The organism is Acidovorax sp. LjRoot204 (assembly GCF_056175785.1).
The window spans coordinates 21,512-40,383 of the sequence record NZ_JBGFFF010000025.1 but is presented as its reverse complement, the minus strand read 5'-3'; the positions used below and the strand labels follow the sequence as shown (position 1 = coordinate 40,383).

19 protein-coding genes are annotated in these 18,872 nt (G+C 67.4%); 14 read left to right on the top strand and 5 right to left on the bottom strand.

What is annotated here, in order from left to right; all coding sequences use genetic code 11:
• The 5 genes from AC04MI_RS07430 to AC04MI_RS07410 all read left to right on the top strand — a co-directional run.
• The coding region (locus AC04MI_RS07430; protein WP_476497480.1) for a hypothetical protein at positions 1-198 on the top strand (198 nt) is incomplete at its 5' end.
• A gap of 43 nt (positions 199-241) precedes the next feature.
• The gene (locus AC04MI_RS07425; protein ID WP_056746561.1) at positions 242-1,096 is read left to right on the top strand and encodes a hypothetical protein; all 855 of its coding nucleotides are present in this window, start codon (positions 242-244) and stop codon (positions 1,094-1,096) included.
• A gap of 23 nt (positions 1,097-1,119) precedes the next feature.
• Positions 1,120-1,581, top strand: a complete 462-nt coding sequence (locus tag AC04MI_RS07420; protein ID WP_056746559.1) for a hypothetical protein — start codon at positions 1,120-1,122, stop codon at positions 1,579-1,581.
• Between the two features lie 127 nt (positions 1,582-1,708).
• Positions 1,709-2,944, top strand: coding sequence for a hypothetical protein (locus tag AC04MI_RS07415; protein WP_192421859.1), 1,236 nt, complete (start codon positions 1,709-1,711; stop codon positions 2,942-2,944).
• Positions 2,929-5,145: an ATP-binding protein gene (locus AC04MI_RS07410; protein ID WP_436077044.1), complete on the top strand. Its 2,217-nt coding sequence runs from the start codon at positions 2,929-2,931 to the stop codon at positions 5,143-5,145. Before AC04MI_RS07415 ends, AC04MI_RS07410 begins: the two co-directional genes overlap by 16 nt.
• 115 nt (positions 5,146-5,260) lie before the next feature.
• Here the strand turns inward: AC04MI_RS07410 and AC04MI_RS07405 are convergent, their stop codons facing one another.
• Positions 5,261-6,154, bottom strand: coding sequence for a LysR family transcriptional regulator (locus tag AC04MI_RS07405; protein WP_476497479.1), 894 nt, complete (start codon positions 6,152-6,154; stop codon positions 5,261-5,263).
• 106 nt (positions 6,155-6,260) lie between these two features.
• On the opposite strand from AC04MI_RS07405, the gene AC04MI_RS07400 reads away from it, so the two are divergent.
• The 4 genes from AC04MI_RS07400 (at position 6,261) to AC04MI_RS07385 (ending at position 11,346) form a co-directional block, all read left to right on the top strand.
• Positions 6,261-7,631 carry an acyclic terpene utilization AtuA family protein gene (locus AC04MI_RS07400; protein ID WP_436077045.1) on the top strand — a complete coding sequence of 457 codons (1,371 nt, stop codon included), beginning with the start codon at positions 6,261-6,263 and terminating at the stop codon, positions 7,629-7,631.
• An 11-nt stretch (positions 7,632-7,642) separates the two neighbouring features.
• Entirely contained in the window at positions 7,643-8,014 is a 372-nt protein-coding gene (locus tag AC04MI_RS07395) for an AtuA-related protein (RefSeq protein WP_436077046.1), read from the top strand.
• A gap of 45 nt (positions 8,015-8,059) precedes the next feature.
• The gene (locus AC04MI_RS07390) at positions 8,060-9,052 is read left to right on the top strand and encodes a Bug family tripartite tricarboxylate transporter substrate binding protein (protein ID WP_436077047.1); all 993 of its coding nucleotides are present in this window, start codon (positions 8,060-8,062) and stop codon (positions 9,050-9,052) included.
• 173 nt (positions 9,053-9,225) lie between these two features.
• Positions 9,226-11,346, top strand: coding sequence for an alpha/beta hydrolase domain-containing protein (locus tag AC04MI_RS07385; protein WP_436077048.1), 2,121 nt, complete (start codon positions 9,226-9,228; stop codon positions 11,344-11,346).
• A gap of 169 nt (positions 11,347-11,515) precedes the next feature.
• Here AC04MI_RS07385 and AC04MI_RS07380 read toward each other — a convergent pair whose 3' ends face one another.
• A complete protein-coding gene (locus AC04MI_RS07380; protein WP_436077049.1) occupies positions 11,516-12,409 on the bottom strand; it encodes a LysR family transcriptional regulator in 894 nt (297 codons plus the stop codon).
• Positions 12,410-12,533: 124 nt separating this feature from the next.
• Here AC04MI_RS07380 and AC04MI_RS07375 point away from each other — a divergent pair, with 124 nt between their 5' ends.
• From AC04MI_RS07375 to AC04MI_RS07365, 3 genes are read left to right on the top strand one after another with little or no spacing between them, the layout of a single operon-like run.
• On the top strand, positions 12,534-13,400 hold the full coding sequence (locus tag AC04MI_RS07375) for an MBL fold metallo-hydrolase (protein WP_228894821.1): 867 nt from the start codon (positions 12,534-12,536) through the stop codon (positions 13,398-13,400).
• Between the two features lie 49 nt (positions 13,401-13,449).
• Positions 13,450-13,779 (top strand): hypothetical protein, encoded by a 330-nt coding sequence (locus tag AC04MI_RS07370; protein ID WP_436077050.1) that lies wholly within the window; start codon positions 13,450-13,452, stop codon positions 13,777-13,779.
• 3 nt (positions 13,780-13,782) lie between these two features.
• The gene (locus AC04MI_RS07365; RefSeq protein ID WP_436077051.1) at positions 13,783-14,439 is read left to right on the top strand and encodes a DsbA family protein; all 657 of its coding nucleotides are present in this window, start codon (positions 13,783-13,785) and stop codon (positions 14,437-14,439) included.
• Between the two features lie 78 nt (positions 14,440-14,517).
• Here AC04MI_RS07365 and AC04MI_RS07360 read toward each other — a convergent pair whose 3' ends face one another.
• The 3 genes from AC04MI_RS07360 to AC04MI_RS07350 all read right to left on the bottom strand — a co-directional run bounded on the left by AC04MI_RS07360 (position 14,518) and on the right by AC04MI_RS07350 (position 17,448).
• The gene (locus AC04MI_RS07360) at positions 14,518-15,084 is read right to left on the bottom strand and encodes a P-loop nucleotide/nucleoside kinase family protein (protein ID WP_436077052.1); all 567 of its coding nucleotides are present in this window, start codon (positions 15,082-15,084) and stop codon (positions 14,518-14,520) included.
• 213 nt (positions 15,085-15,297) lie between these two features.
• On the bottom strand, positions 15,298-16,263 hold the full coding sequence (locus AC04MI_RS07355) for an alpha/beta hydrolase family protein (protein WP_192421929.1): 966 nt from the start codon (positions 16,261-16,263) through the stop codon (positions 15,298-15,300).
• 234 nt (positions 16,264-16,497) lie between these two features.
• Positions 16,498-17,448: a LysR family transcriptional regulator gene (locus AC04MI_RS07350; RefSeq protein ID WP_436077053.1), complete on the bottom strand. Its 951-nt coding sequence runs from the start codon at positions 17,446-17,448 to the stop codon at positions 16,498-16,500.
• A 117-nt stretch (positions 17,449-17,565) separates the two neighbouring features.
• Here AC04MI_RS07350 and AC04MI_RS07345 point away from each other — a divergent pair, with 117 nt between their 5' ends.
• Together AC04MI_RS07345 and AC04MI_RS07340 are read left to right on the top strand one after the other, a co-directional pair.
• Positions 17,566-17,964: a tautomerase family protein gene (locus tag AC04MI_RS07345; protein WP_121942668.1), complete on the top strand. Its 399-nt coding sequence runs from the start codon at positions 17,566-17,568 to the stop codon at positions 17,962-17,964.
• Between the two features lie 57 nt (positions 17,965-18,021).
• Positions 18,022-18,495 (top strand): cupin domain-containing protein, encoded by a 474-nt coding sequence (locus tag AC04MI_RS07340; protein WP_436077054.1) that lies wholly within the window; start codon positions 18,022-18,024, stop codon positions 18,493-18,495.
• Positions 18,496-18,872: the final 377 nt, after the last annotated feature.

Below are 18,872 nucleotides of genomic sequence, written 5' to 3'. Positions count from 1 at the left end.
GCCCTGGGTGAAGGACGTGGCGCTGCGCACGCGGGCGCGCCTACAGGCCCAGCGCGCACAGGGCTGAGCGCGCCCGGTGCGCCGCACCTGCGGGCGGCGTGGGCGGCTTGGGTGGTGTGGGCGGTTGACATCCTGTCCAGTGCACAGGGTGTGGGGGGTGGACAACGTCGCGAGGGACAGGTCCTGATCGGGCGGTAACAATTCGTGCACTTTCACACGGACCCACCCCATCCCCAGAGCCATGTCGCAAAACACCCATACCCTGCACCTCTTCTTCGAAGATCCGATCAAGCTCAAGATGGGCCAGTTGGTCTACCAGTACCTTGCCACGGGCAACACCGAGCAGGCACGGCGCTGGGCCGACAAGCTCGGCGGCGCCGATCTCGATGCGCTGTGGGATGCCCAATGGTTCAACCAGGAGGCGGTCGCCGAACCCGGTCACCTCACGCTGCGGTTCGACACCGGCACGCACGACGACCTGCCGCTGCGCGCGTTGGAGACCCTGTTTGCCCACGGCCTGCGGGCTTCGGTGCTGGAGGTGTTCTACGACCAGGTCGGTGAAACCGAACGCATGCACTTTGACCGGGGCCAGTGGGTGTCCCGCCGGGTGTTCATGGACGCCAACCCGCAGTGGCGCGCTGTGGTGGAGCCCGCGCAGCAGGACGGCGAAGGGCAGGACGGGGAGGCCGAAGACCGCTACGCCTGTTCCAAAGACCCGGCCAAGCCGCTGGCCGTGGCCAAGCTGCGCCAGCAGGAAGAAAAGCGCAAGCTCGAGGCCCAGGAGGCGGCCGAAGCGTTTGTCGAGATGGCGAAGGCGATGGGCAAAGGCGGCAAGTCGCCCGTGCAGGGCCTGATGGCCGTGCTGCTGTTGCGCGCCGGGCTCAAGGGGCTGGTGCACGCAGTGGTCTTCACGGTGGTCACCGTGCTGCTGTTCAAGGGCTTCTGGCTGTGGATGTGCCTGGGGCTGGTGCTGGCCGTGGCRCTGCCGCTGTACTACATGGCCACCGAACACAAGGCGCTGCGCGGGGACGACGGAGACGATGACGCCGCCCCGCCTGGCGACGATGGCCCCGCCACGGTGGTGGCAGCGCAGTAAAAGCATCTCAGGAGAACAACAACATGCTGACGCAAATTGAATGGTGGGGTGGGGTGATCTTTGTGCTGGGGGCGCTGACCTACCGCATGGTCATGGGGGCGCTGGAAAGGCCGACGGACGGCATTCCCTGGTATCGGCTCATGATGCACGTGTTCTTTCTGGCCCCGGCCGCTCTGCTGGCGGGCTACTTCTACCCGCTCACGCAGCCCGCGCTGCAATACGGCTACCTGGCGCTGCTGGCCGTCTCGCTGCTGGTGGTGGCCGTGATGCTGGTGCAGGAGATGACCGGCGATTCGGGCGAGGGCCAAGAAGAGGGGCGCAGCAAGGAGCCCTTGAAGGAGGGCGCGACAGCCGAGGCTGAAGAGTACGAGGAGCCCGGCTGGCTGATGTCGGTGGTCGGCGCCATTGTGCTGTACAGCCCGGTACTCACGGCCTGTGGCCTCGCCAGCTACAAGGCCTGGCCCATGGTGCAGCGCCTGGCGTAGTGCATCCGCAGTGCGCAGTGGGATGGCGGTGGTCTGGCAAGGCTGACAATGCCTGCCCACCATCCCCATGTTTTTCGCAGCCCTTGGTTTTGGCTCGGTGTACCCGCCTTCGTTAGTCCACAACTCCATGTCCCCCGATTCCTTTGCCGATCTTCTGTCGGTCTACATGCGCCGCATCCGCGCCAGCGCCTCCGGCGTGGCCACCGAAATTGGCCTGAGCCGTGAGGCCGTCAACAACTGGCGCAACGGCATCTCGGTGCCCAACCCGCGCTCGCGCGACAAGCTGGTGGCCTGCACCCGGTACCTGCGCCTGACGGAGAGTGAGGCCAACCGCCTGCTCAGCGCCGCAGGGTTTGCGCCAGAATTTCCCCTGCAGGCCGAATCCACCGGTGCGCAGCCGTTTGCCGCGTTCCAGGACAAGGTGTTTGCGCAACTGGCCCAGGCGGTGCCATACCCCATCTCGCTGCTGTTGTCGCCCGCGCACTGGGGGCAGCCGCCGTTCCGGCACGAGCTGCTGCAGCGCGCCCGCGCGCAATACGGCGAAGGCTCGGTGCTGCACATCCAGCCGCCCTACAGCGTGAGCACGGTGCCTGCCGAATACTTCGCGGCCATCGGCCGCCAATGCGGGCTGGGCGATGTGGCGTCGGACTACGAGTTTGAATCCGCGCTGGAGCGCCGCCTGCTGGCGGGCGAGCGCATCTTCTGCCTGGTCAGCCGATTCGAGCAGGGCACGCCCGCGCTGCGCGAAACCCTGGCGGGCATTTTGCGCAGCCTGAGCGAAATGCACAGCGGCCGCCTGCACCTGCTGCTGTGCGGAGGGCAGGCGCTGGCCGACCTCAAGTACCGCAGTGGCGACCTGTCGCTGCTCAACATCGCCCAGGTCCACCACTGGCCCGACCCGTCGCTTGCCGACCTGCTGCAACTGGCCCGCCACCGCTGGCCCGAGCAGCCCTGGTCCGAGCCGGTGGTGGCTGCACTGCAGGCCCTGAGCGGCGGCCATCCCGCGTTGTTTGAAGAAGGCCTGCAATGGCTGGTGGACCACCCCGGCGCGGGTGCCAGCCTGCACGAAGGCCAGCCCGCCTTCAGCGCCTTGCGCACCCACCTGGCCAGCAGCCCGCGCCTGTGGCAAACGTTTCTGCCGCTGGCGCAGGTGCCAGCCAGCCGGGCGCGCCTGCAGCAGTTGCTGGGCGCGGACGACCTCGGCCGCGCACGGCCCTACCTGCAGGACGACGACCTGCGCAGCCTGTTCTGGGGCAACCTCATACTTGCGCGCGGCGTGGGGGACGCAGCGCGGCTGCACTGGCGCAGCCCCACGGTGCGCGAGGCCGGCTGGATGGTGCTGGATTCATGCTCGGCCGACTGACGCCCTGGCTGTCCCGGCCCGTGGTGCGCGCCGTGGTCATTGCGCTGGTCACGCTGTTTGTGGCCAGCGCCGTGTTCACGCCCCAGCACAACCCGGCCACGCGGGGCAGGTTCATGGCGGCGATGAATGTGGGGCCGCTGTGGGGCGAGCTTGTGCAGTGGCGTGTGGCGATGGTCAACGCCCGCAACGAGCTGGATGCCTGGCCCACGGACATTCAGAAGTACGCGCCGCCCATTGCCAACCCGCAGCTGCGCGTTACTTCCCCGCGCCCCAATGTGCTGCAGGCCGACATTGCCCACAACCCCGAATTTGGCAAGCTGGCGGGCACGCAGGTGGTGGTGGAGCTGCAGCCCGGCACCCACACCTGGACCTGCCGCCCCGGCAACCCGCCCATCCCGCAGGGCTACCTGCCCATCAACTGCCAGCAAGGCAGCACCGACGATTTCGAGCCCGCCAAGCCGGTGCCGGACGCCGACCCCTTCGGCTGGATGCGCTCGCTGATTGCATGGTGCGCAGTGATCTTTGGGGTGGGGGCCGTGCTGTGGGTGGTGCGCCACCCGCTCATCGGTGCGGGCCAGCTGCGCCCTGCGCGCCTGCGCCGCACGCCGCTGGCGCGACTGCCGCACATCGACCGGCTGCTGCGCTGGCTGCGGCGGCTGGAACCCACGCTGCAGGCCGCCGACATTCGCCTGGTGGACTGGCGCCGCGCGGTGGCCTGCGCCCAGGCCACGGGCAGCGAGCGCGCCCCGGCCCTGGCCCGCGCGCTGGCCGAACGCGTGTCCGCCCGCTGCCAGCCCAGCACCGACTGGGCGCTGCCCGGTGCGGTGTTTGAGTGGTCGTTCCCGCCCGACCTGCCCGTGTCGCTGGACCGTTGCCTGGTCTTTGTGCCCACGCACGGCATCGACGAAGCCACCGTGCTGCGCCAGCTGCGCGCCGTGCAGACCGGCAGCGATGTGCTGTTGATCCTGAGCGAGCACAGCGTGGACACCCCCTGGCCGCTGCTGCACGCCCACGCACAAGACCGCGCCAACCTGCATGTGATGGCCGACAGCGCCAGCCAGACCGAATGGCTGATTGGTGGCGACGCCCTGCAAGTGCTGCTGCGCCTGCTGGCCGCGCAGCTGCGCATCACCCGCATCTCGCCCTACCAGACACGCGGCGGTGTCACGCGCGAAGGCGCCTTCTTCGGCCGTGCGCAACTGCTGGCCCGCGTCATCAACCGCGAGCCCGCCAACTACCTGGTGGTGGGTGGGCGCCAGCTGGGCAAAAGCAGCCTGCTCAAGGCCGTGCAGCGCCGCATGGCGGGCCACCCGCACACTGTGTGCCACTACGTCTCGCTGCGCGACCACCGCCTGGCGCCACGCATGGCGTTGCAGTTTGGCCTGCCCGCCGACACACCGCTCGAAGCCATCGTGGACCACCTGCAGGCGCAGTACCAGGGCAAGCGCCTGGTGCTGCTCATCGACGAGGCCGACCTGTTCTTCCGTGACGAATCGGCCAACGGCTACGTGCAGCTGTCCACCCTGCGCGCGCTCAGCGAAGAGGGCCGCTGCTGGTTCATGCTCGCGGGCTTCTGGGATTTGTACGCCACCGCCGTGCTGGACTATCAGAGCCCGCTGCGCAACTTTGGCGAGGTGCTGACCATCGGCGGCCTGGAGCGCGATGCCTGCCGCGAACTGGCCACCGAGCCACTGCGCAAGCTGCGGCTGGGTTTTGACAACGAGCACCTGGTGAACCGCCTGGTAGACGCCAGCGGCCAGCGCGCCAACCTGGTCGCCATCCTGTGCCAGGAATGCCTGGAGGCGCTGGCGCCCGGCGAACGCGTGATCGAAAAGCGCCATCTCGACCAGGCCCTGGCCTCGCAGGCCGTGCAGGACGCACTGGCCGGCTGGGGCCGCCTGAGCCACGACGAAGCCGCCTGCCGCCTCGACCGCATCGTGGTCTACCACACGGCCCAGGCGGGCCAGTCCAGCCTGGTCACCCTGGCCCAGCTGCTGCAAAGCCACGGCATCGCGGGCGACGCGCAGGCCCTGCGCCAGTCACTGGCACGCCTGCAGCTGGCCTATGTGCTGCGCAAACACGAGGGCGGTGAATACCGCTTTGCCATCCCGCTGCTCCAGGACCAGTTTGAACCGGCGGAGGTGGAACTGCTGCTGCACCAGGAGCTGGCGGTGCTGGCGCGCGACCGTGATCCGGATTGAGCAGCGCATGGAGTGCTGCGGCGCCATCGCTGCAAAATTTTGAGCCGAATGGCCGCTAGGCGCTTATTCAATATGCCCTGGAAGCTATTGAATAGATAGCAGATGGCAGGCCGCCTCAAGGCCGCTGCGCCATCACCAGCGCATACAGCGCCTGCGCCGCCACCGACAGGCTCTCGTCCCGCCGCCGCACCAGATAGATCTGTCGCGTCAGCCCCGGCAGCGACAGCGGCCGTGTGACCAGCCCCGGCTGGTCAAAGTGGAASAGCGTGAGTKCCGGCACCACGCTGATGCCCAGCCCCGCGCGCACCATGCCCATCACGGTGGCGAGCTGCTCCACCTCCATCAGCGTGTGCATGGCTTGCGGGTGCAGGGCGGCCTCCAGGTACTGGCGCACGCTGCTGGTGCGCGCGAGGTGGATGAAGGGCCAGGCGGCCAGGTCCTGCGCAGTGATGGCCTTGCGCCTGCGCGCCAGCGGGTGGTCGGCCGGGCACACCAGGTAGAAGTTGTCGCTGCAAAACGGCTCGGCCTGCAGCGCGGGCGTGTCGGCGCGGATGGCGGCCAGTGCAAAGTCGGCATGGCCGCTGGCCACGCGGTCGATGCAGGGCTCGGACAGCACATCGGCAATGTCGATCTCGATGCCCGGGTGCGCCGTGCGGTACTGCGCGAGCACACCGGGCAGCCAGCCCGCCGCCAGTGACGGCAGCAGCGCCACGGCCACACGCCCGCGCTGCAGTGTGGCGGCGCTGCGCACGGCGGCCAGGGCGCTGGTGATTTCGGCGCGGATGCGGCGGGCCGACTCCAGAAAGTTCTGTCCCTCGGGCGTGAGGTCCACATGCCGCGTGCTGCGGTCGAACAGCCGCAGGCCCAGGTCGTCCTCCAGCGCGCGGATGAGGGCGCTGAACGCGGGCTGCGACAAATGGCACAACGTGGCGGCGCGCGTGAAGCTGCGCTGCTCGGCCAGCGCGAGGAAGGCATCGAGCTGGCGACTGGAGAGGTGGGGGGCGCTCATGCGGGGTGGGTGTGATTCATCTGATTTTCAGATGGATTCATCGTAACAATCGATTTCACAGAATACAGCCATGTTCCTACATTCACGGTCAGGAGACAACGGATTCATGCCGAACGACCAAAAAACCAACCTGCTGGTGGGCTGCGCCGCCGGCTTCTCGGGCGACCGCACCGACGCGGCCCTGCCCGTGGTGCAGGCGCTCATCGCCAGCGGTCAGCCTGCGGTGCTCATCTTCGAGACGCTGGCCGAGCGCACGCTGGCGCTGGCCCAGCTGGCGCGCCGCACTGACCCCGATGCAGGTTATGAACCCCTGCTGGTGGACCTGCTGCGCCCCGTGCTGGCGCAGTGCCTGGCGCACCGCGTGCGCATCGTCAGCAACTTTGGCGCGGCCAACCCGCACGGTGCCGCGCGTCGCATCCACGCGCTGGCGGCCGAGCTGGGCCTGGCCCGCCCGCGCATTGCCGTGCTGCAGGGCGACGACCTGAGCGGCCCCGAACACCGCGCGCTGCTGCAGGGGGCACTGGGCGCAGCGATGCCCACCGAGCCCATCGTCAGCGCCAACGCCTACATCGGCGCGCAGGCCATTGCCGATGCGCTGCGCGCAGGCGCCGACATCGTGGTCTGCGGCCGTGTGGCCGACCCGTCGCTGGTGCTGGGCCCCGCGCTGGCGCACTACGGATGGGCATTGGACGACTGGGACCGGCTGGCGCGCGCCACCATGGCCGGGCATCTGCTGGAATGCGGCGCGCAGGTTACAGGCGGCTACTTTGCCGACCCTGGCTATAAGGAGGTGGCGGGCCTGGCGCACCTGGGCTACCCCATTGCCGAGATCGACGCCGACGGCCACTGCACCATCACCAAGCCCCCGGGCACGGGCGGCTGCATCACCGACCGCACGGTGAAGGAACAGCTGCTGTACGAGCTGCACGACCCGGCGGCGTACCTCACGCCCGATGTGGTGGCCGACATCACCACCGCCCGCGTGACCACGGTGGGCGCTGACGCGGTGCGGCTGGAGGGCGTGCAGGGCCATGCGCGGCCCGCCACGCTCAAGGTCAACGTGTGTTTTGAATCGGGCTGGTTTGCCGAGGGCGAAATCTCCTACGCCGGCCCGCGCGCCGAAGCCCGTGCGCGCCTGGCGGGCGAGGTGCTGCGCGAGCGCTTGCAGGGCCTGGGCCCGCTGCGCATCGACCTGATCGGCGTGACCAGCATCTTTGGCGACGACACCAGCCGCTGGCTGGACGACCCCGCAGCGGGCGATGCCCACAATGACACCCGCGATGTGCGCCTGCGCGTGGCCCTGCAACACCGCGACCACGCCATCGCCCAGCGCCTGGTGCGCGAGGTGACCGCGCTCTACACCTGCGGCCCCGCAGGCGGTGGTGGCGTGCGCACGGCGATGCGGCCGCGCCTGGGTACCGTCTCGTGCCTGGTGCCGCGCGAGGCCGTGTCCGTTTACTTCGAGATGGTGGATTGAGGACTCAAGCCATGACCACTACAAACCTTACCGTCACTGTTCCCTTGTATCGCCTGGCCCACAGCCGCACCGGCGACAAAGGCAACCGCTCCAACATCAGCGTCATCGCCTGGCACCCCGCGCTGTGGGATGTGCTGGTCGATCAGGTCACCGAGGCCGCGGTGGCGCAGCAGTTTGCGCAGCGCCGCCCGCGCCAGGTCACACGCTACCTGCTGCCCCAGCTGCAGGCCATGAACCTCGTGCTGGACGATGTGCTCGACGGTGGCGTGAACGACTCGCTCAACCTCGACAGCCACGGCAAGGCACTGAGCTACCTGCTGCTCGATATGCCCATCACCGTGCCCGCGCACCTGTCGCCGCACTTTGGCGGTCCCACGGCCTAGACCTCCCGTTTCGCTTTTTCATTCATACCAACACCAGGAGACAACATGACCCATTCATCCCCCCGCCGCGCTCTGCTCGCCACTGCCGCCGCACTGGCGCTGGGCGCATTGCACGCCCCCGCTGCGCTCGCCCAGGCGACCGGTGCCTACCCGGCCAAGGCCATCACCTTTGTCGTGCCCTTTGCCGCAGGCAGCGCCACCGACCAGCTGGCGCGCGCGCTGGGCCAGTCCATCACCAACGACACCAAGCAGCCCGTGGTCATCGACAACAAGGCGGGTGCCAGCGGCATGATCGCCGCGTCGGCCGTGGCCAAGGCTGCGGCCGATGGCTACAGCGTGCTCATCACCACCAACACCACACACGCCGCCAACGAGCACCTGTACAAAAAGCTCTCGTACGACCCGGTGAAGGACTTCGCCCCCGTCACCGGCCTGGGCAAAGGGGGGCAGGTGCTGGTGGTCAACGCCAGCGCACCCTACAAAAACGTGGGCGAGCTGCTGGCCTTTGCCAAGAAGAACCCCGGCAAGCTCAGCTTTGGCAGCGGCAGCTCATCGAGCCGCATGGCGGGCGAAATGCTCAAGCAGCTGGCGGCCGTGGACATCCTGCACGTGCCCTACAAGAGCAACCCGCTGGCCATCACCGACCTGCTGGGTGGGCAGATCGATTTGATGATCACCGACACCTCCACCGGCGTGCCACAGGTCAAGGCGGGCAAGCTGCGTGCGCTGGGCTATTCCACGCAAAAGCGCAGCACCCAGCTGCCCGACGTGCCCACCATCGACGAAGCCGGTGTGAAGGGCTACGACATGGGCTACTGGTTTGCGGCCTACGTGCCAGCGGGCACGCCCGCGCCGGTGGTGGCGCGCTTGAACGAGCTGCTGACTGCCGCCACCAAGAGCGCCGCGGCCAAGAGCTTCTTTGACAACGCGGGCTCCGAAGCCTGGACCACCACGCCCGATGAACTCGCCAAGTTCCAGGCCACCGAAACCCAGAAGTGGGGCAAGGTGATCAAGGCCGCAGGTATCGAGGCCGAATAAGCCACCGGCCCATCCGCCGGGCCGTCTCAACCCCTTTCGCGCTTCTCGCAGCCTGCCTTTGCTGGCAGGTCTGGGCGAAGCCTTGCCCGCGCGCAGCGCAACAGACGCTGCCGTTTTTGTTCCAGAGCCGTTCCAGCGGCCCGCACCCACATCCATCCAAGGAGACAGACACCATGAAACCTCTTCGTGCATTCGGAAAACTCGCGCTCACGGCCGCCGCTGCAGCCGCCATCACGGCCTGCGGGGGCTCCAGCAACGATGCGCCCAAGGGCCCCGCGCTCAAGCTGGCCATCACCGCCACCGAGGCCTTCCCAGGCACCTATGGCGACGTGGGCGAATACGAGCGCGTGACCGGCACCATCAGCGGCGAGGTGGACCCCAAGGACCCCAAGAACGCCGTCATCCAGGATCTGGCCCTGGCGCCCACCAACGGCAACGGTATGGTCGAATACCAGGCCGACTTCGTCATGCTCAAGCCCAAGAACATGGCCAAGGCCAGCGGCGTGCTGCGTTACGACGCACCCAATCGCGGCAACATCCTCACCATGCTCAACCCCACGGCCACGCCCAGCGATGCGGTGTACCTGGAGCGCGGCTATGTGATGCTGTATTCGGCCTGGCAGGGCGATGTGCCCAAGAGCACCGCTGCGCGCCTGACGGTGACGGTGCCCGTGGCCAAGAACAAGGACGGCAGCAGCATCACCGGCCCCTACCGCGCCGAGCTGGTGCCCACCGCCGCCAGCCCCTCAATGACGCTGCCCGGCGGCGTGTTCAACGGCACCATGATTCCGTACGAACCCGCCAGCCTGGACAACACGCAGCCCGGCTATTCACTCACCCGCCGTGCCAACGAGACGGATGCGCGCGTGCCTGTGCCCGCCAGCGACTGGAAGTTCGCCACCTGCGACACGGGCACCAACGCCTTCCCCGGCACGCCCAGCCCCACCAGCGTGTGCCTGAAGGGCGGGTTTGACCCAGCCTATCTGTACGAGCTGGTCTATGTTGCCAAAGACCCCAAGGTGATGGGTGTGGGCCTGGCTGCGCTGCGCGACACCGTCAGCTTCTTTCGCAGCAAGGCGGCCGATTCCAGCGGCACCCCCAACCCCCTCGCAGGCCGCATCACGCACACGCTGGGGCAGGGAACCTCGCAGTCAGGCAACGCCATGAAGACCTTCCTGCACCTGGGCTTCAACCAGGCGCTGGATGGCGGCAAGGTGTTTGACGGCATGTATGCCCACGTGGCGGCGCGCCAAACCAACATCAACACCCGCTTTGCCGTGCCCGGCGGCGGTGGTGGCCTGCGCACCGACCACACCGCCTTCGGCCAGACGGCACCGCGCGGGCTGGACAAGGACTACCAGGACGACATCAGCGGCCGCCAGGGCGGCGTGATGAAGCGCTGCGCTGCCACCAACACCTGCCCCAAGTTCTTCCTGGGCCTGTCGGGCACGGAGTTCTGGCAGCTGCAGGGCTCGCCCGTGCTGACCGACGCCAATGGCACCAAGGACCTGGCGCAGCCCGACAACGCCCGCATCTACTACTACTCCAGCACCCAGCACGGCGGGGCAGGGGGCACGGCCAGCATTGCCTATGCACCCACGCGCGCCACGTACCCCACGGGCACGGTGGTGCAGTTCAACGACACCTTCCGCGCGCTGTTCCTGAACCTCGAAGACTGGGTGGTGCGCGGCACGTTGCCGCCCGCCAGCCAGGTGCCCAAGCTGGCCGACGGCACGCTGGTGCGGCCCGACGCGCTGGCCTTCCCGGCCATGAAGGGGCTGACCTGGGCGGTGGGCGGCGTGCAGACACCCATCCCGGACTTCAGCTACCGCGGCCTGTACAACAACTTCCCGCTTTTTGACTTTGGCCCGCAGTACATCCCGCAGGACGAGGCCGGCATTGCCACCGTGCTGCCTCCGCGCAACCTGGGCCGCGACTACGCCATCCTGGTGCCGCAGGTCGATGCATCCACGGGCCTCACCCGCGCAGGCATCCGAAGCGTGGAGGCGCGTGCGCCGCTGGGCACCAGCATCGAGTTCAACTACGTGGCCACGCCCGGCATCACCGACCTGGCCAACCTCACGGGCAGCTTTATCCCCTTCCACAAGACGCGTGCAGCGCGGTTGGCAGCGGGCGATGCACGGCCGTCGCTGGAGGAGCTGTATGGCACGCAGGATGGGTATGTGGCTGCGGTGACGCAGGCCGCGAACGACCTGGTGGCCCAGCGCCTGCTGCTGCAGCGCGATGCGGACCTGCAGATTGCGCGCGCCAAGGCCACTGCCGTGCTGCCCTGAGGTGAAGTGACTGCACGCACGGCCCCGTGCCGTGCTGTCCCCTGCAGGCCCCCAAACCCTCTCGCAAGAGGGTTGGGGGCATTTTTTTAGCCAAAGTGGCCGGATGCGCTAGAGGAATATGCCTGAGCAGCTATCAAAAGCGTAGCGTTTTCTGGCCGTTCTGCCACCCTCACCACGGCACCCCCGCAAACCGGGCCACCAAAAAATCCAGCAACGCCCGCACCGCAGGCGACAAGTGACGGCGCGACGGGTACAGCGCATAGATCGTCATCACCGGCAAGTCCCAGCCCGGCAACACAGCCTGCAGCTCGCCGCTGTGCAGGTAGGGGTTGACCAGATACGTCGGCTGCATCGCAATGCCACCGCCCGCCATCGCGGCGCGCATCAGCGTGGTGGCCTCGTTGGCGCTGAAATGGCCGCTCACGCCCACACGCTCCACCACCTCGCCGCGCGTCAGCTGCCACACGCTTTTGCCAAAGTTGGCGTAGCTCAGGCACCGGTGCTGCGCCAGGTCGGCAGGTTGCTGCGGCACGCCGTGGGCGGCCAGGTAGGCGGGGGATGCCACCAGGGCCGAATCGCACCGCGCCAGCGGCCGGCCGATCAGCAACGGGTCGGGCTCGGCGCTGATGCGGATGGCCAGGTCGATGCGCTTTTCCACCAGGTTCAGCGACTCTTCGCTGGCATGGAGGTCGATCTTGAGCTGCGGGTGTTGCGCCAGAAAGTCCGCAATCGCCGCACCCATCTGCGCAAACGCAAACGAGACGCTGCAGGTCAGCCGCAGCTGGCCGCGCAATGCGCCTTCGGTGGTGGTGGCGGTTTCTTCTTCCAGGTCTTGCGACAGCGCGAGCATCTGCTGGCAGCGGCGCAGCGCGTGTTCGCCCGCATCGGTCAGCGTCACGCTGCGGGTGGTGCGCTGCAGCAGGCGGGCCTGCAGCCACTGCTCCATCTCGCCCACGTAGCGCGTGACCATGGCCCGCGACATCTCCAGTTTGTCGGCCGTGGCGCTGAAGCTGCCGCTGGTGGCAACTTCGGCAAACACATGCATGGCGGTCAGGCGGTCCATAAGGGGTTATTTGATCGATTGGTGAAACAAATATGCGCGAATTATCGGGTTTATTGGATCGATTGGCGCAAATAAACTTCATTCCGTCATCTGCACCACCGCTCAACACACCGGAGAAACCACCATGTTCCGCACCACCCTCATTGCCGCCACCCTCGCCGTTGCCTTCACCGGCGCCCAGGCCGCCCAGCCGCTGCAGGTCAAGGTCTACAACGCCGACGGCAACAGCTTCAACGTCAACTCCACGCTGGTCTATGGCGAGAAGGAAGCCATGGTCATCGACGCCGGCTTTACCCGTGCCGACGCGCTGCGCATTGCCGCCAACGTGCTCGACACCGGCAAAGAACTCAAGACCATCTACGTGAGCCAGGCCGACCCCGACTATTACTTTGGCGTCGAGACGCTGAAAGAAATTTTCCCCAAGGCCGACGTGGTGACCACGCCCGCCGTGCTGGAGAAGATCAACGCCAAGCTGGCTGGCAAGCTCGCCTTCTGGGGCCCCAAGATGGGCGCCAACGCACCGCGCACGCCCGTGCTGCCCAAGGCGATTGCTGGCAACACGCTGAGCGTGGACGGCCAGACGGTCGAGATCCGCGGCACCACCGGCCTGCTGGCGCACCGCCCGTATGCGTGGATTCCGTCCATCAAGGCCGTGGTGGGCACCATCGGCGTGTTTGGCACCAACACCCATGTGTGGACGGCCGACACGCAAACGGTGGCCGAGCGCAGCGCCTGGGTGGCCCAGCTCGACGAAATGGCCGCCCTGCAGCCCACCGTGGTGGTGCCCGGCCACATGCCCGCCGGTGGCGCGCTGGATGCCGCCAACATCAGCTACACCAAGGGCTACCTGCAAGCGTTTGAGAAGAACGCCGCCGCCACCAAGACCAGCGCCGAACTCATCGACGCGATGAAGAAGGCCTACCCCGCAGCGCCCATGGGCCTGTCGCTGGACATCGGCGCCAAGGTGAACAAGGGCGAGATGAAGTGGTGAGATGACGTGCTGAAAGCTGTCAAAGCAAGTTGTTGAAAGGAACCAGACCGTGACCACGCACCCGCTCCAACAAGTCCTGCAGCACCTGCACGCCGGGCGCTGGAATGCGGCGCACGATCTGGTGCAGCACGACGGCACGATGCTCGGCGCCTGGCTGCACGGCATCCTGCACCTGCAAGAGGGCGACCTGGAAGACGCCGAAAACTGGTACGACCGCGCCGCCCGCCATTTCCGCAGCCGGGGCACGCTGGCCGAAGAAATCGCAGCGTTTGAGGCCGCACTGGCCGCACACCTTACCCAGCTTGCCCAGGCTGCACCCACAGCGGCACCGGCCGCCGCCACACCGCCTGATCCTGAACATTCTGAAGAGAGACCCTGATCCATGCCCTCCACGCCCACCGTCACCGTGACGTACCTGTTCGACCCCCTGTGCGGCTGGTGCTACGCCGCCGCACCCGTGCTGGCCCGCTTGCAAGCCACGCCCGGCGTGCAGGTGGTGCTGGCACCCACGGGCTTGTTTGCAGGCGCAGGCGCCCGGCCCATGGACGCGCAATTTGCCGCCTACGCCTGGTCCAACGACCAGCGCATCGCGCAGCTCACCGGCCAGCCGTTCAGCCAGGCCTATAGAGAGCAGGTGCTGGGCCAGCCGGCCGGGCGTTTTGACTCGGGCCCTGCCACGCTGGCCCTCACCGCCGTGGCGCAGACCGAGCCCGCGCGCGAACTGGAGGCACTGCACGCCTTGCAGCACGCACGGTATGTGGACGGGCGCGACACCACGGCGCCCACCGTGCTGGCCGACGTGCTGAGCGCCCTGGGCCTGCATGCAGCCGCAGAGTTGGTGCGCGAGCCCACCGATGCCCTGCGCGCCGCCATGCTGCAGCGCGTGGCCGCAGCCCGGGCCGACATGCAAGCCCTGGGTGCGCAAGGCGTGCCGCAACTGGCAGTGGGCGACGCCGCCACCGGCCGCCGCCGCGTGCTGGGCAGCCAGGCCCTGCACGGCAACTTCGACGCATTGCTGCAGCAGGTGGCCCAGGCCTGAGCGGCGCGGTTGGCACGGCGCGGCTCGGGCTGCACCGTTGCCCGCACTGCAAATTGCAGCCAGGCCCGCGCCATGTCTTCAAGCCCCGTGGTCCGCCACGGGCACCCACACCACGGTGTGGTTCGCGCACTCCACTTCGTCCGGCGGCTGCCACAGGTCGCTGGCCAGCTCAAAGATGTGCGGCGGCACCACCATCGAAAACGTTGCGCCCTGTTCAGCGTTGCGCCGCAACACACGCGCGCGCCGCACCTCGCGCGGGGCGTCCAGCACATACACCACCATGGCATCGGCCCATGGCCCCATGCGCGCGTAAAACGCATCGCGCTGGTGCTGCTGGATCAGGCCCACCTCCAGCACCACATCGCCACCCGCGTTCAGCACGGCCTCGGCCGTCTTCCAGATCTGCGCCAAGCAACGCAGCGTGCGGGGCACATACCAGGCCATGACGTCCGCCGCATGGGGCCGGTCGGCCGAAAACAGTGTGGCCATCCAGTCGTCCAGGTTCAGCGGCACGGCGCTTTGCTGCTGCACCAGCTGGCGCACAAAGGTGGACTTGCCCGCACCCACGGGCCCGATGACCAGGTGGATGCGGGGGGCGGTGCCTGCAACGGTTGCGTGGGTGGTGTGGGTTGAAGCGGTGTGCATGAGATAAAGGCTCCAGAAATGCAAAAAGCCCTCTCTGCAAGCAGGGAGAGCCTTCAATGCGATGGACCAAAAAGAAAAGCCCTCAACGGCGGTGGAGGGCTGTGCGGCTCGCTTCCGATCCAAAGATCAAGAAGCAAGTGGGGCAGTGTAGGCGGCTGACGGAGGTTGGGTCAACCCAGGGGCGTTGGGGCCCCGAAGAATGCCGAGCCGCGCTCAGGGCGCTTTGGCTACAGCGATGTGCCGCTGAAAGAACGCCACCACCTGCGCATTGAACCCTTGGTGAAATGCAGCCCGGTCAAACCCCGGCGCATCGCGGCAGATATCGGGCGCCACTTCTGCCAGCGCGGGCGAGCAGGGCGCCAGGAAGGCATAGTGCCTTGCGTGGGCGCCCACCTGCCATTCGGGTGCGCGGGGCAAGCCATTGCGCACCACCTCTACGCTCTGGGGCGTGACGCCATCACCACCCAGCGCTGAGGCCCACAGCTGCACTGGCGTGCTGACCTGCCCCAGCCCCTTGGCATCAAACACGCTCAACGGGTCCACGATGACCGCCGCCCGGATGCGTGGGTCCGGTGCGGGCGTGGCGGGGATCTCATTGCGCCGAATCTCGCCGCACAAGGGGCGCATGGACAGCGGCGGGCACAGGTCCGGGCGCAGCGTCCAGTCTGGCTTGGCACCGATGGCTACCAGCCCCGTGTAGCCGCCGCGCGAATAGCCGAAAAAGCCCACCTTGTCCGCGTCCAGCTGCGCGCGCTGGGGCCATGTGCCCAGCATGTAGTCCGCCAGCCGCCGCATGTCCACCGGCCGCGTGGCAAAGGCCGACAGGTGGCCCTGGCGGCTCATGTCCTGAAAGTTGTCGCCCGGGTGGTTGATGGCGGCGACCACATAGCCCGCATCGGCCAACGCAGCCGCCGTATCGTGGTGCCCCAGGGCCGATCCGCCCGCGCCATGCGACACCACCACCAGCGGCAGGCCTTGCCCGGCAACGGGGCAGTCGCGCGTGCCTTGCAGCACCAGCGGCGCCAGGTCAATGCGACCCGGTGGCATGCTGCAGGGCGACCACACCGCACCGCGCAGCGCGGGGCCGTCCTTGTCCGCAGGCACCTCGATGAAGGCAAAGCCTGCAGCCTGGGCCACGGTGGCAGCGCAGCCAAGCGCTGCGGCCAATAGCCAGCGCATGCCGAGGCCGATGCGTGAAGGAGAGCTGGAACGAAGGCGAAGCAGCGATGAAAAGGTCATGGTGATGTGCTGGCGCGGTGGGAAATCACAGGGGCTTTGCCCACCGAGTTTGCCGCAGCTTGCGCGCAGGACTTCACCCATCTTGCATCGAGCGCTGGCCGTCGGAGTAATGGCCGCCACATGCTGCCGCGCAGCGGGGCAGCCAACGCCCGTGCCAGCCGTTTGCGTCAACCCTCAACGCACAGGCGCCAGCGCCCACCGGTCCTTCGACGCCTTCACCAGAAAATCAATCACCGCCTTCACCCTGGCCGCATTACGCCGGCCCGGTGACGACACCGCGTACAGCGTGTGCACCGTGCGGGACGCAAAAGGCGTAAGCACCTCCACCAACCGGCCTTGCGCCACATCGGCCGCCGCCAGCGGGGCAGACAGCATGCCGATGCCCGCGCCGCCCACCAGCGCGTGGTGCACCAGGGCCGAACTGCTGGCGGCCAGGCGCGAGCGCACGGTCACCTCCAGCGGCTTGCCTTGTGCATTGCCTTTTGGATTGTGAAAAGCCCAGGTCACCGCAGGCCCCTGCGCGGTGTGCGTGACGGTGTGGTGCTGCTGCAGCTCGCTAGGCTCGGCGGGCGTGCCGTGCAGGCGCAGATACTCCGGGGCCGCGTACAGGCGCCGCTCGAACCGCCCCAGCGCACGCGCCACCACCAGGTCGCTGTGGCCCACAGTGGTGCGCAGCGCCACGTCAATGCCCTCCGTCACCAGGTCGGCCACGAGGTCATCGGCCAGCAGTTCCACCCGCAGCGCCGGGTAGCGCGCCTGCAGGTCCGCCAGGTGGGGCAGCACCAGCGCCTCGCAGATCTCCTGGCTGGAGGCCAGGCGCAAGGTGCCCGCCACGCGGCTGCGCTGGTCCGATAGCGATGCCCCGATGTCCTCCAGCTGCGCCAGCAAGGCACGCGCTTCTTGCGCGAGTTCTGCGCCCTCGGGCGTGGCCGACAGGCCGTGTGTGGACCGGCGCAGCAAGCGCACGCCGTAGCCGGCCTCCAGCCGGTCCACACCGCGCGCGACGACCGACACCGCCACATCCATCTCGCGCGCCGCTGCAGAAAACGAGCGCAGGTCGAGCGACCGCACCAGCCACCGCAGGTCGGCCGGATCGGGGAGGAAGGAGTGGGGTTGATTTTTCATCGAGCGCGCCTTTGCGTGCGGAGCAAAAGCCATTATCGCCACGGGCGGTTTCCGTGGCGGGGCGCAATTTCTACAGTGAAGGCTCGTTCAACCCAATGCATTCAACAGGAGCCCTCCATGCCCATCCTCAACGTCAAAGTGTCTGCCCAACGCACGCCCGAGCTGTCTGCCCGCATTGCAGAAACCCTGCTGGACCTGACCACCCGCGTGCTCGGCAAGCGGCGCGACCTCACCGCTGTCGTCATCACCTTTGTGGACCCGGCCGACTGGTACGTCGCCGGCCGGTCGCTGGCCGACCTGAAACAGTCGAGCTTCTACTTCGACGTCAAGGTGGTGGACGAGACCAACACCAAGGCCGAAAAGGCGCGCTACATCGCCGAGGCGTTCGCAGCCTTTGAAGGCCTGTTGGGCACGCTGCACCCCGAAAGCTACGTCTACGTGCAGGACGTGCGCGCCACCGCGTACGGCTTTGGCGGCCGCACGCAGGAATACCGCCACCAGCACCCCGAGCAATAAGCAACCAAGTAATCAATCAAGCCATCCACCAATAGCTACTTACCCAGGAGCACCAACATGACGATGACGACAACAAACAACCACCTTGCCGATGTGATCGTGGCCCAGGCGTTGGAGCGCGCGGGCCTGGCGGACTGGATTCCCGAAGGCGAAGGCAAGTGGTCCCTGCCCATCCAGTTCCTTCCCGACGATGCTGGTTGGGTGGAGCTGATGCGCCTGTCGCCCGGCACGCGGCTGGGCCTGCACCGGCACACGGGCGAAGTGCACGCCCTGACGCTGGCGGGCGAGCGCTGCCTGAACGACGGCCGCGTGGTGCGGCCGGGCGACTACATCCACGAGCCCGCTGGCAATGTGGATTGGTGGGAGGCGACGGGTACCGAAACGCTGCTGGTGCATGTGGTGGTGAAGGGCAGCGTGGAATACCTGGGGCCGCACCACACGGTGCTGCAGCGGATTGCCACGGCCGACCGGCGGGAGGAATACCACCGCTGGTGCGAAGCGGTGGGTGTACCGCCGCGGGATCTTTGCTAGGAGCTTGCGGGAGCCAAGCCGGGGGGCACTTCATGCAGTGCAGGCAAGCACATGTCAGCAGCAATGTGATTAAAAAAAGGCTTTAGCGCTCGTTGGTAAAGCGCTAATAGCTATTAAATACAGAGCAAGCTTTACAGCCATCCTGTTGCGTGCTGGTGGTGGTCGCAGGTATCGGCTGGAGCTAGAAGACATGGCGCTGGCGTATCCTCGGCTAGCGTTTCGACGGTGGGGACTCCATTCAGCCTATGCTGGACTTGGCGGCGTAGCGGCTAGAGAGCGCTGGGATGTCAGACCGCGTGGCGCCGCACCGCAGGTATGTGCAAAGCGCACCGGCTGGTCCGTTTGTTGGCGCTATCTGTCTATTGATTTTTCACTTT

Coding starts and splice junctions, on each gene's coding strand:
- AC04MI_RS07355 (WP_192421929.1), bottom strand. CDS start 16,263: ATGCGCTGGCTATTGGCCGCAGCGCTTGGCTGCGCTGCCACCGTGGCC.
- AC04MI_RS07410 (WP_436077044.1), top strand. CDS start 2,929: ATGCTCGGCCGACTGACGCCCTGGCTGTCCCGGCCCGTGGTGCGCGCC.
- AC04MI_RS07420 (WP_056746559.1), top strand. CDS start 1,120: ATGCTGACGCAAATTGAATGGTGGGGTGGGGTGATCTTTGTGCTGGGG.
- AC04MI_RS07360 (WP_436077052.1), bottom strand. CDS start 15,084: ATGCACACCGCTTCAACCCACACCACCCACGCAACCGTTGCAGGCACC.
- AC04MI_RS07340 (WP_436077054.1), top strand. CDS start 18,022: ATGACGATGACGACAACAAACAACCACCTTGCCGATGTGATCGTGGCC.
- AC04MI_RS07380 (WP_436077049.1), bottom strand. CDS start 12,409: ATGGACCGCCTGACCGCCATGCATGTGTTTGCCGAAGTTGCCACCAGC.
- AC04MI_RS07385 (WP_436077048.1), top strand. CDS start 9,226: ATGAAACCTCTTCGTGCATTCGGAAAACTCGCGCTCACGGCCGCCGCT.
- AC04MI_RS07350 (WP_436077053.1), bottom strand. CDS start 17,448: ATGAAAAATCAACCCCACTCCTTCCTCCCCGATCCGGCCGACCTGCGG.
- AC04MI_RS07390 (WP_436077047.1), top strand. CDS start 8,060: ATGACCCATTCATCCCCCCGCCGCGCTCTGCTCGCCACTGCCGCCGCA.
- AC04MI_RS07400 (WP_436077045.1), top strand. CDS start 6,261: ATGCCGAACGACCAAAAAACCAACCTGCTGGTGGGCTGCGCCGCCGGC.
- AC04MI_RS07395 (WP_436077046.1), top strand. CDS start 7,643: ATGACCACTACAAACCTTACCGTCACTGTTCCCTTGTATCGCCTGGCC.
- AC04MI_RS07345 (WP_121942668.1), top strand. CDS start 17,566: ATGCCCATCCTCAACGTCAAAGTGTCTGCCCAACGCACGCCCGAGCTG.
- AC04MI_RS07365 (WP_436077051.1), top strand. CDS start 13,783: ATGCCCTCCACGCCCACCGTCACCGTGACGTACCTGTTCGACCCCCTG.
- AC04MI_RS07375 (WP_228894821.1), top strand. CDS start 12,534: ATGTTCCGCACCACCCTCATTGCCGCCACCCTCGCCGTTGCCTTCACC.
- AC04MI_RS07415 (WP_192421859.1), top strand. CDS start 1,709: ATGTCCCCCGATTCCTTTGCCGATCTTCTGTCGGTCTACATGCGCCGC.